General features: G+C 36.2%; 1 protein-coding gene. It reads left to right on the top strand.

From position 1 onward, the window contains the following. Window positions 1-133 precede the first annotated feature (133 nt). Window positions 134-520: an HU family DNA-binding protein gene (locus tag HMPREF9699_RS02970; RefSeq protein ID WP_002662304.1), complete on the top strand. Its 387-nt coding sequence runs from the start codon at window positions 134-136 to the stop codon at window positions 518-520. Window positions 521-800 lie beyond the last annotated feature (280 nt).

Genomic DNA, 800 nt, shown 5'->3' with positions numbered 1-800 from the left:
AATAAGGAATTATCTAGAAAAAGGAAAGAAATTAAAGAATCTAAAAAATCGAAATCATCGAAATCATCGAAACGAACGGAATCCTTTAATTTTTTAATCCTCTAATCTTTTAATCCATTAATAATAAAAGCCTATGTCACTAAAATTTAAGACCATTGAGAAGAGCCAACCGGGTGTTTCGGGAGGTGGAGCGAAGAAATATTACGCATCTCCAGTGTACAGCGGAGAGCTGACGCTGGAAGATATGACGAAGCGAATAGAGAAAATTTCTACAGTAAGCGGGGCAGACATCCGTGCGGTGCTGTATGCCTTTGCCGATATATTGCCTGATGAGCTTACCAATGGCTTTATAGTACGCTTGGGAGAGGTAGGATCTTTCCGTCAGAGCATTAGTAGTGAGGGTAAGGAGGCGGAATCAGAAGTAACGGCGAGTGCTATCAGAGACTCTAGGATACTTTTCACGCCGGGTAAAAAGCTGAAAGATGCCCTGAAAACAGCCAAGTACGAAAAGGTACCTTAGGGATGGAAAATTTCCAAGCTAGGAAAATATAATTTCCTAGTTAGGAAATTGAAATTCCCTAGCTAGGGAATTGAGACTATGAAAAGAATGTATAAAAAAGGGAAAAATCTAAAGAATCTAAAAAAATCGAAATCATCGAAATGAACGGAATCTTTTAATTTTTTCAATCTTTTAATCATTTAATAAAAAAAATAAATCAACATTTTAAATTTAAAAACGATGAACAAAACAACAATCAAGATCAGTGTGTTAGCGTTCTTAGGTTTTATGACTTATGGCT

This window comes from Bergeyella zoohelcum ATCC 43767 (assembly GCF_000301075.1).
In the GTDB taxonomy this organism is placed as follows: domain Bacteria; phylum Bacteroidota; class Bacteroidia; order Flavobacteriales; family Weeksellaceae; genus Bergeyella; species Bergeyella zoohelcum.
Note: the sequence above shows the minus strand (reverse complement) of the source record. Positions and strands in the feature narration are given on the sequence as shown.